The sequence below is a fragment of the Anaerostipes sp. Marseille-Q3525 genome, from assembly GCF_018223505.1.
Classification (GTDB): domain Bacteria; phylum Bacillota; class Clostridia; order Lachnospirales; family Lachnospiraceae; genus Anaerostipes; species Anaerostipes amylophilus.
Genome location: NZ_JAGTTT010000055.1, coordinates 1 through 5,875 on the forward strand (window position 1 = coordinate 1; position 5,875 = coordinate 5,875).

Here is a 5,875-nt window from a genome sequence, read left to right on the forward strand (position 1 = left end):
CCTCTCGCCTTGACCGCTAATCTTATCAATAGGTTTTTGCACCTTTTTCTCTCAAGTATAAGGGAGTGCCTTTTTGGTGTCAATACCTACACCTCACTCCCTCTCGCCTTGACCGCTAATCTTATCACTACAGTATTTTACCTTTTTCTTCGTACCGACAAACTGGAATTTACATTATGCTCACAACATTAGTTATTTCTTGCTGTCTGGTTTTCATTTTTCTCCAACTTACAAATCCGTATATATCATTAGCAAAGAACGCAATAAAACATACTACCACCGAAACATATCTAATATCATACAGACTTGCCAATATCCATAATATAATCAAAACAATATCATTGGCAGCGTATGCCAATGCAAAATACGGACTTCTCCTAAAGGTAAGGTATACTGCAAGAAAACTTGTTGTTACCGATATAGTGCTCGGGATGATGTTAGCTGTATTAAAACACTTCAAAATCAAATAGAATAGAAATGTAACAACAAATGTCACAATCCACATACAGACATTTTCTCTTTTTCCAATGCTATTAACTTTAACCTCCGCTTTGTTTCCGTTATACGGATTCTTCAGCCATGATATTAAGGCAAAAATTGCCATCGGCATTGTCATTCCAAGATATGTAATCATCTCCCCATAATACGAAAAGGTATATGAAATAATCCCATACAGCAAACTGAATACAACCATAAGTAATTGTCCAAACGGATTTCCCTTTGCGTTAAATATCAAAGATGTTACTCCTATTAGCGATGCACACAAAGTCATATAATTTATTCTGTCAAAAACACAGAATGAAATTATAATAACCATTACAGAAGAACTCCACAAAACAATTTCACTTTTTGAAAAATAGTCCTTAAACTCTTTCATAATAACCTCCAAAAAAATAAGCATCCGAATATACATCTTCAAAGACCTAACGATGTACAGTCGAATGCTTTACGCATCTACTACCCGGTGGCAGTGCTTATTCTTTATCAACTTTTTTCATTTTAACCAGATCAATTGCTTCTTTACCAGTCAGGTGTTCAATTGTCATTTCAATGATTGCCATGTTTCTGATAGAAGAATCAATTTCTTTAGGAATTCCATCTTTGTAATCTGCTGAATATTTCATAAAAAGCAAGGTTGCAATACGACGCATTTCATTCATATCTTCTACAAGATGTACTTTACCGAACGCAATGACGCTTCTGAAATATGTAGTATATTTCTCCGGCACAATATGATCTTGATCAATTACGCAAAAAGATGCTTTTTCATGTTTAATAATTGCATCAATTTTGTGTCCGCTTTTAGCAGAATGGAAATACAGTTTTCCATCTATATAAACATAGCTTATAGGAACGGCGTATGGATAATCATTATCTCCGATTAACGCTAAAGTTCCGCTTGTATTTCTGTTCAAAATTTCTATAGCGGTTTCTTGTGGCAATAACTGCTTAAATCTTCTCATTTCTCTAAACATGGTTCTTCTCCTTTTAATGTTATAAAAGAAAAAGCATTTGAATGCACATCTTCAAAGACCTAACGATGTACAAACAAATGCTTTACGCATTCACTACCCGTTGGCAGTTTTTATTCTATATTAACATTATCTATTATAATAAATAACACCTCAAAAAACAATAGAAAATTCTAATTTATCACTCTTTTTTACTTTCCAAACAAGCTATATGCCAGCATAAGAAACACTAAAATATTGCAGACCATACCGCCCCAAAACAGGTACAACTTCAAGCCCTCATATCTGAAAAAGCTGTTCTTACTTTCCTCCAGCTCCCGGATCTTCTGCTTCATCACGCTCGTAAGTGTATCAGACTGCTTCTCAAGAAGCTTTGTAGCCCTCTGTATAGCCTCTATATTCGCCTGTAACGCCTTTCTAACCTCTTGGACGGTGTTTTCCTTAACCTCATCTTTCAAGCTCCCAACCTCGTCCGATATAGCGTCTTGAAGCAACTCGTTGCTGTTCTTCAGCAGCTCTACGCTCTGCTTCAGCTCGCTGATGAGCTTCCTGTTCTGCTCTGCGTCTCTCTGCCTGTTCTGCTCTGCCCTTACTTGTTCTTGATTTGACTGCTTCATCAATTCCTCGCAGTTCTCGCTCGACATCGCCAACGCTTCTTTGAGCAGACTGTTTTCCAGCTCTGTCCGGCTCTGTCGGTTTAACTCTTGAAGCTGCTCTCTTGGACTGCTCTGCTTCTGCTGTTCGTGCATTTCTCTCAAACTCATGCTCCATGCTCTCCTTTCCGAAATCCATATTGTAGTATTTTTCCAGCTTGTTATCTCTGATTTTACAAGCCTTTTCTCCTGCCTGTTCCCTGGCTAAGTCGGTATATGTGATGTACTTATGGCTGTCCTGCCAGTCCACTCCGTACCCTCTTTCATTCATCAGCCGGATAAATGTTTCCCGGCTGGTCGCTGTTTCCTTACAATCCAGCACCGCAAGGGCAATATCCTGCACATAGCTTTTGACCTTTCCCTGCTCTGCCTGTTTCAAAAGCTGGTAGGTGTCTTTGCTCCATGCCACCGTTTCTTCCCGTACTTCTCCAGCAAATGTCTTTCCTTTCTCCGGCACATGCAAGCCCTGTTCCCGGCTCTGCTCGTTGCACCGTTCCTTTAAGTCTTTAAGGTCGTGCTTACTCCATTGGAGCTTATGACCGTTCTCATAATTTACGGAATTAACAATAAAGTGCGTGTGTATATGCCCCTTGTCTATATGCGTGGCTATCAGAACTTCATGCCCTTTCCATGCCTTTGTATGCTCTGCCAGCTCGACAGCGTTCTTGTGAGCCTGCTCCGGGGTTATTTCCTCGTCCTCATGGTAGGATTGCACATAATGCTTATAGGTTCTTCCGTCCGTCTTGCCCCACAGCTCCTTTGTGGCTTGCATTTCTTCCTTGACCGTCTCCGGCTCACAATGCAGACCGCTGACAAGCTTCTCCTCTGTCTTTTCTTTTTTCGTCACATAATCTATTGCGTGCCCTATGCCCGCCTTTGAAGATACCGCCTTAATGACTGCCATACTTTGTTCAGCTCCTCTCCATGCTTCCGCACTTCCGCTTCACTCGGCAACATTCCCCCCTCATTACACCGCTTTGCTATTTGGTTGAGGTTGTTCCCTATCCGTTTCAGTTCCGGGATAAGTTCTTTGATACCGTCCGTATTCACGATCTGCTTCTCCAGCACACAGGAAAGGATATACTCCTGCTGGTTCTTTCCACTCTCTGAAATCTTCTCCTGCAACTGCTGGTATTCTTCTTCACTTACTCGGAATGATAACTGCTTTGGTCTTGTCTTGTTCATGCCCTTACCACTCCATATCCATGACATCAAGTAAGTCAAAGAAACGCTCCAGCGTCTTATTTTCCTTTTCTGCCGGGTTCTGTTTTACATATTTATCAATTACTTTCATCAGCTCCTGCACCTCGTATCTGTACTCAAACTGAATTTTATCCATTTCTTTTTTCATGCCTTTGACCTCTCTTTCTTCGGTGCTACCACCGTCAAATTATGAGCCTTTCGGCTCTCTAAAAAGGGGGATTGAAGGGGGGCTTGCCACCCTCACAAGTTCTAAAGTGGTAACACTTTAGGGAACTTGCAATATATCCGCTACACATATTATAGCATGATATAAACTCTATATCAAGCGGATATATTCGTGCGTATATTCTGCCAAGAATATAGTGGAGCTTACTTCCTCTTGGGCGACTTTGGAAGTGTAGGAGGAAGACAGTCAAGGGCTTGTTTTTTATCTGCAGTATGAGCTTCGGCTTGCCGATCAGCGAGTACAGCAGATAAAAAATGGTCGCAGACCACCCTTTACTTTCTTCCGCCGGAACGGACAATGAAGCACAGGGGGGGAAGTAAAGGAACGGACGGACAGCCGTTTTCCCCTCCGGCATTATAGCCAACAAAAAAGAGTATCAAGGGTAAACGCTGCGGTCTATGACCGCCCTTGACACTCTTTTCCTTATGGCTTTGATAATAAACAAGGGGAAATGGCTTCTTGTGGCATTTCTGCCACTATGGTATAATGGGCGACGCTACCACCCCTATACAGGTACAGAAAGGGGGTGTGCCACCATGAGTATATTTTCGTCTTTCTTACTCTCTGTCTTGGCAAGTGTAGTCGCCTACTACATCTGCAAATGGCTGGACGGAGATAAATAGGCGGTAGCCAGCCTAAGGCATAAGCCACCTTGCCACAACGGAATAGAAAAGCCCCGGAGGTCGCAACTCCGGGGCTTTTTGCGTGCCACAATGAGCACTTTCGTCTTTCTTGCCTATTGGCATTATAGCATATGCCTTTCGGCATTTCAAGTATGCCCTACTTCCACCACTTATAAACCGTATGCTTTGCAAGTCCTGTCTCTCGAATGCAGTCCGCTTTCTTTCCTGCCGGGTGGCTCTCCTGCCATTCTCTGACTGTCCGCTCTGCTGTTGGTCTGCCCTCTTTTACTACTTCGCCTATAACTTTCATATCCTCTTTTTTTCGCCTTGCAAGATATAAATGAGCCTCTTGTTTTCTGTAATTTCGCTTATTTGCTGGTATCGTAACCTTTGTGTTGTCCTCTATCCATTCCCGGCTTGCTATCGTTGACAACCTTTTTCTGTCCCCTTTCAATGCCCGGAGAGCGTCTTTCACATCTGCCCGGCTGAAATGGTTGTCCTCGTCCTCGGTAAGGCTCTCTAAATGGTCCAAGAACGCATAGGCGTCTCTCCGTATCTTCTGCTCGGATATGCCACACTTCAAGCCATAAGAGCACAACGCCATAATAGAAAAGTAACGCCCTCCGGCTTTCACTTCCTCGGTTATTTTCCGTTTCCACCACTCATATAAAGCTTCGTTACATACCCACGTACCGCCCTGCTTCTTACTTTTCTGCTTCGGCTCTCCCTGCACGATCCGCTTCTCATACCATTCCGGGTACAGCTCCTTTGCTTCTTCCAGCGTAACGGTACTTTTTCTTCTCGGCTTCTCGTACAACGGAGCAAGGTCTACCTTACAGCTCGGTATGCTGGCTTTTATGTCCTCCAGCGTGTAACGGTTCTCTGACAGCTTATAGGCTTTTACTGGGAAATCTGCACCCAGCTTCGACTGACTCCCCACACACCGGAAACCTTGATAAATTCCGGTTATATCCGGGCTGTCCGGACGGATAGAGCTGGTATCATTCCATAGCCGCCGGATAAAGGCTTCTTTCAGCTCCGCAAGCACTTCTTCCCGGTTTCGATACAACTGAACCGGCTCCTGCAAGAAATAGTAAAGATGTACCCCCTTGCCGGAGCTGACAAGATAAGTCGGACGAAGCTGCACACCATTCCCAAACTGCTTCAACAGGTTCTTTAACTGCTGTTTGCCTACATAATCCACATCCACCACCACCGCAAACAGCTCATGAGCGTTCTCTTTCGTGTGTGACTTCCCGTAAAAACTAATAGGCGGTATCAGCCCAAACCTATCTCCTATGACCTTATCCAGCATTTTCAGACTATCATCAATTACCCACTGCCGGGTTCTTCCTTTGCCGGACGGTCTAATCTGTGTCGCTATAATATTACCTTTTCCGTCCCCCGGCTCTTGCTGCAGACTACCAGTCGGAAACAACTCTCGATAGAAATCATGAGGACTTACTTCCGGGTATCCCCTCTCCAGCATAAGAGCTTCTTTCTCCCGATAAGCAGACTTCCACTCATACCCTCTTTTATCTCTCCTTTTGGTGTATTTTGCCATAGTCTTTTACACCTCACTCCCTCTCGCCTTGACCGCTAATCTTATCAATAGGTTTTTGCACCTTTTTCTCTCAAGTATAAGGGAGTGCCTTTTTGGTGTCAATACCTACACCTCACTCCCTCTCGCCTTGACCG

At 43.5% G+C, this 5,875-nt stretch carries 7 protein-coding genes; all 7 read right to left on the reverse strand.

Going from position 1 to position 5,875, the window contains the following annotated elements; genetic code table 11:
• Positions 1-169: 169 nt before the first annotated feature.
• The gene (gene pnuC, locus KE503_RS13925; protein WP_199484358.1) at positions 170-877 is read right to left on the reverse strand and encodes a nicotinamide riboside transporter PnuC; all 708 of its coding nucleotides are present in this window, start codon (positions 875-877) and stop codon (positions 170-172) included.
• A 97-nt stretch (positions 878-974) separates the two neighbouring features.
• Positions 975-1,475 carry a pyridoxamine 5'-phosphate oxidase family protein gene (locus KE503_RS13930; RefSeq protein WP_071143405.1) on the reverse strand — a complete coding sequence of 167 codons (501 nt, stop codon included), beginning with the start codon at positions 1,473-1,475 and terminating at the stop codon, positions 975-977.
• A 188-nt stretch (positions 1,476-1,663) separates the two neighbouring features.
• Positions 1,664-1,930: a hypothetical protein gene (locus KE503_RS13935; protein ID WP_071143404.1), complete on the reverse strand. Its 267-nt coding sequence runs from the start codon at positions 1,928-1,930 to the stop codon at positions 1,664-1,666.
• Positions 1,920-3,029: a relaxase/mobilization nuclease domain-containing protein gene (locus KE503_RS13940; RefSeq protein WP_021638905.1), complete on the reverse strand. Its 1,110-nt coding sequence runs from the start codon at positions 3,027-3,029 to the stop codon at positions 1,920-1,922. The genes KE503_RS13935 and KE503_RS13940 overlap by 11 nt, the downstream gene beginning before the upstream one ends.
• Complete coding sequence (locus KE503_RS13945; protein ID WP_009256578.1) at positions 2,990-3,310, reverse strand: MobC family plasmid mobilization relaxosome protein; 321 nt, start codon at positions 3,308-3,310, stop codon at positions 2,990-2,992. The genes KE503_RS13940 and KE503_RS13945 overlap by 40 nt, the downstream gene beginning before the upstream one ends.
• Positions 3,311-3,314: 4 nt before the next feature.
• On the reverse strand, positions 3,315-3,476 hold the full coding sequence (locus KE503_RS13950; RefSeq protein ID WP_004614779.1) for a hypothetical protein: 162 nt from the start codon (positions 3,474-3,476) through the stop codon (positions 3,315-3,317).
• Positions 3,477-4,334: 858 nt separating this feature from the next.
• The gene (locus KE503_RS13955) at positions 4,335-5,741 is read right to left on the reverse strand and encodes a DNA primase small subunit (RefSeq protein ID WP_021638909.1); all 1,407 of its coding nucleotides are present in this window, start codon (positions 5,739-5,741) and stop codon (positions 4,335-4,337) included.
• Between the last annotated feature and the right edge of the window lie 134 nt (positions 5,742-5,875).